This window comes from Candidatus Desulfatibia sp. (assembly GCF_036446775.1).
Lineage (GTDB): Bacteria > Desulfobacterota > Desulfobacteria > Desulfobacterales > UBA11574 > Desulfatibia_A.
This window is the reverse complement of the sequence record NZ_JAZFTO010000199.1, coordinates 1-4097: the sequence shown is the minus strand read 5'-3', so window position 1 is coordinate 4097 and position 4097 is coordinate 1. Positions and strand designations below refer to the sequence as shown.

At 43.5% G+C, this 4097-nt stretch carries 5 protein-coding genes; all 5 read left to right on the top strand.

Going from position 1 to position 4097, the window contains the following annotated elements; all coding sequences use genetic code 11:
• A partial coding sequence (locus V3S16_RS09795; protein ID WP_413884504.1) for a HigA family addiction module antitoxin occupies positions 1-241 on the top strand: 241 nt, incomplete at its 5' end.
• A gap of 242 nt (positions 242-483) precedes the next feature.
• Positions 484-1812 (top strand): ATP-binding protein, encoded by a 1329-nt coding sequence (locus V3S16_RS09790; protein WP_413884503.1) that lies wholly within the window; start codon positions 484-486, stop codon positions 1810-1812.
• Positions 1813-1988: 176 nt separating this feature from the next.
• Complete coding sequence (locus V3S16_RS09785; protein ID WP_413884502.1) at positions 1989-3218, top strand: pentapeptide repeat-containing protein; 1230 nt, start codon at positions 1989-1991, stop codon at positions 3216-3218.
• The gene (locus tag V3S16_RS09780) at positions 3215-3424 is read left to right on the top strand and encodes a hypothetical protein (RefSeq protein WP_413884501.1); all 210 of its coding nucleotides are present in this window, start codon (positions 3215-3217) and stop codon (positions 3422-3424) included. Before V3S16_RS09785 ends, V3S16_RS09780 begins: the two co-directional genes overlap by 4 nt.
• Positions 3421-3609: a hypothetical protein gene (locus tag V3S16_RS09775; RefSeq protein ID WP_413884500.1), complete on the top strand. Its 189-nt coding sequence runs from the start codon at positions 3421-3423 to the stop codon at positions 3607-3609. The genes V3S16_RS09780 and V3S16_RS09775 overlap by 4 nt, the downstream gene beginning before the upstream one ends.
• The last annotated feature ends 488 nt before the right edge of the window (positions 3610-4097 follow it).

The window sequence follows — 4097 nt, the reverse complement described above, 5'->3', positions numbered from 1 at the left end:
GCTTTGTATTGAACCTTTGGGGTTGAATATAACTGAGACAGCCAAAGGACTTGGCGTATCAAGAAAAACGCTTTCAGCCTTGTTGAATGGTCGTTTCGGTATTTCACCAGAAATGGCAATCAGACTTTCCAAGGCATTTGGCGGCAACGCCGAAAGCTGGCTGATTCAACAGGCCCAGTACGATCTTTGGCAGGCGATGCAAAAGGCGGATGAGATAAAAGTTAAAGCACTTGTATCGTAGATCACACGACATTTCACTCTGATCCAGGTAGCGAAGCGGGTTCCCTCTGGCAATAATGTGATGCAGGGTTCCTAGAACACACATTAAACTGCAGACGAAGCCTCACCGAACGTCATTGAAAGAAAAACATTGCATTGCCGCAAAGACCCTTGTATTATGTTCACAAAAAGAACAAAAGGACCTTGTGTTTCATGCATGACATTTATGCAACCATAGGGTAAAACAAGGGGAGGGCATCTAAGTTGAAACGTAAAATCGATCAAAAATTAGTGCAATGGAAAAAGAACAGATCGCGCCGCCCGTTACTGGTTCGAGGGGCACGCCAGGTCGGTAAAACCTATTCCGTCACTCAGCTTGGGAAGAGACAGTTTGCAAATTGTGTGACCGTCAATTTTGAAGAACGTCCTGAATTGGCAAGGTGCTTTGATACGTTAATCGTGGATGAAATTTTAGAAAGAATCGCTGTTCTGACCGATTCTGATATAAGACCCGGCGAAACCCTGTTGTTTTTGGATGAAATTCAGGAATGCCCGTCGGCCATTATCGCGTTGCGATATTTTTATGAAAAGCTGCCCGAGTTGCACGTCATCGGCGCCGGCTCCCTTGTAGAAATGGCATTTAAAAGTGACAAATTCAGAATGCCGGTTGGCAGAATTTCTTCTCTTTTTATGGAACCGTTGTCGTTTGCTGAATTTTTAGAAGCAATCGGGCGGGGCAAATTGAAAGGATATCTTGAACAAATTGAAATGGAAACAGGGGTTGATCCGATTTATCGGCCGGAACTGGAGCTGGCTTTGCGAAAGTACCTTATGGTTGGCGGAATGCCGGGCATCGTGGCGGCCTATGTCAAAAACGGGCCGCCCGAGGAAATAAAATTGATGCAAACCGATATTTTGCAGACCTATCAGGTGGATTTTGCGAAATATGCCTCTACTGCCAAGCATAAATATCTGAAGGATGTGTTTCAGACCGCACCGCGCTTGATCGGCAATCAATGCAAGTATGTTCACATCAATCCGCATGTCCAGGCCCGCGCCTTGAAAGAGGCCCTGTCGCTGCTAACGGAAGCCAGATGTCTATATCAGGTGTTTCATTCAGCCGGCCAGGGCGTTCCCCTGGAATCCCAAATCGACCCCCAAAAATTTAAGTTGTTGTTTATAGATGTCGGTTTAATGCAAAGAGCGTTGGGCCTTGATGCGGCCATCATGCTTGAAGAAGATTTGATGACCGTTAATCGAGGTAGTGTAATGGAACAATTTGTCGGCCAGCAGCTTTTAACCGCCATGGACCCTTTTGAGGAGCGCCGAATTCATTTTTGGGCCAGAGAGAAAAAAAGCAGCCAAGCGGAAGTCGATTATTTAACCACATACAGAGGAATGGTTTTCCCAATAGAAGTGAAGTCAGGCAAAAGCGGAACATTGAAAAGCATGCATCTTTTTTTGAAAGAACACTCCGGCACGCCTTTGGGTATCCGGTTTTCCATGAATGAGTTGTCGTGGTACGACCGGATTCTTTCGATTCCATTGTATTTGGCTGAATACTGGCAGCGATTTGCTGAAATGGTGCTATAGGGGGGCGCTCATCAATAAAGGGTAACATTCGGTGTTGACCTGCCCCGACTTATGGTATGTTTCAACCACAGCACCCAGCGCCAGACACTTGACTACCTGTGCATTCAGCCAGAGGAGATAAAAGACGTTTACGAGAATGAGTTGTAAGGAAAGCATTACACCCAAAGGAGGCAGTTATGTCAGGGAATAACAATTCAAAAGAAAATCAAGATCGGCAATTTGATGAAGAACAATACCAGATGCTCCTGCGTTGTTCCAAAATAAATGACATAACTGAATGGAATGAATGGCGGTCGAAAAATCCGTTTGCTCCTATAATGTTGGAAAATTCAAATCTAAGAAAAGCCTATCTCAAAGGAGCAAACCTGACAGGCGCAAATTTAAAAGATGCAATATTAAATGCGGCTAACCTGACAGATTCTATACTTCATGAGGTAAGATTTGATGGGGCAGAATTAGTCGCTACAAATTTTACGAAAGCCAAAAGCACTGAAGTTGTATTTGATAAAGCAAGAATGGTAAGAGTTATTTTTAATGAAGCTGAGATTTTAGACTCCTCATTTAAAGGCACAAAAATTGGGAGTTCAGAAATAAAAAAAGCCTATATAAATGAGTGTAACTTTAAAAATGCAAATTTGGTTAGAGCAGATTTATCAAACAGTCACTTTGAAGAATGCAATTTTGAAAATTCCCTATTCCAAAGAGCCGATCTCAACAGTGCTGAATTTCATAAATCAAACATGAAAGGAGCCAATTTTGAAGGTGTAGCAGTTGGCGGTAAAACACTGCTATGGGACTGTTCGATCAATGATCAAACTGACTTCACAGGTGTAGGCTTGGACTCTGCAAGGATAGAGCCAAAGTTAAAAGAACGGTTGAAATTCAACATAAGACGGAAGCAATGGCGGAAATGGTATGAGGACAATAAAATTAAACGATGGCCGATGAATCTTTTCTGGAAGTTATCAGATTATGGGGGATCGACAAAGAGAATCCTTGAAAGGTTTGCCTTATTGGCCGCCGTATTTACGCTGATATACTATTTCTGGGGGATTTATGACATTATATGGGATGGCTCTCGGGAAAACCCTGGCATAATTGACCAGCTTTTCATAATGGAAAGCAACTCGTTCGATTTTTTAACCTACTTAACCTTCTACATTCGTGCCATTTACTTTAGCGTTGTCACTATGACCACCTTGGGATTTGGGGATATGTACGCAATGTCAAAGTCAATTCCGGGCCACGTACTGCTGACCATGCAAGTATTATTGGGGTACATAATCCTTGGGGCGCTGGTAACACGCTTTGGAATTTTGTTTATGTCCAGCGGCCCAATGCTGGAACTTAAAAAAGATAAAGAAAAAACAAAGCCAATCAAGCCTGAGAACAAAGAGGATGAATGATCGACTTTGAAATGGGTAAAATGCGAACCATATTGATCTTGATGGTTTTGATATTGGCTGGATGCATCCAAGACCTTCCAGCGATACAGGGGCCACAGACGACTCACCGGATATTTAATGAGCATGGCCGCTACGAAGGTCGTGTGGATACCAGGGGCCGCATATTCAATGAGCATGGCAAATATAAGGGGAGAGTCACGAAATGATAAGTGCTAAATCCGTTGGAGAAATTTTGGCGTTGGCGGTGGTCGTGTTTGTCACCGAAAAATGGTTGCGGCCTTGGTACAAGAGGTTATCGCCGAAAGTGCAAGATATGATATTGGTCGTGCTGGCTGTTAATGCCTCTATGGGAATGTGGTGGCTGATAGCCTGGGCAAGTGGGCTCAGATGAACCCGAACCACCCAGCTAAGGGGTCGATCATCAAGGTGGAGCCGATCAACTAAGGAAAATCAAGGATATTTGTGAGAATGAAGCGTGAATATGCCAACCGAAAAAGGGAGTTTAAATGAAACAGAAACCCCTGTTAAAAAAAATCAAAGCCCTGCTTCTGGTGCGGTGAAAGCCTTTTCTGGAAACTCAAAGATATAAACGGCCCATATCCTGGATATTTCACAAGCCGGAGGCGTTCATTTGCAAGGCATTCAGGGGGGACGCTGTAGTTTGTCTACCGCCAGCCCCTGATAACACAGCAAATGGGCGCCTCGGGCTTGCCCGACTTGTTGGGTCGTAGCTGAAAGCGAAGCCTAAAGGGTGAAAATCTTTAAGTGAGACGAGTTAATTCATTGGGTGACAAAGTGTGACTTTGATAAATTGTCGGTAGTTAACATGAGTGATTGAGAATAAATTTGAATAATATGTTACTTAAAAATTTTCATGAA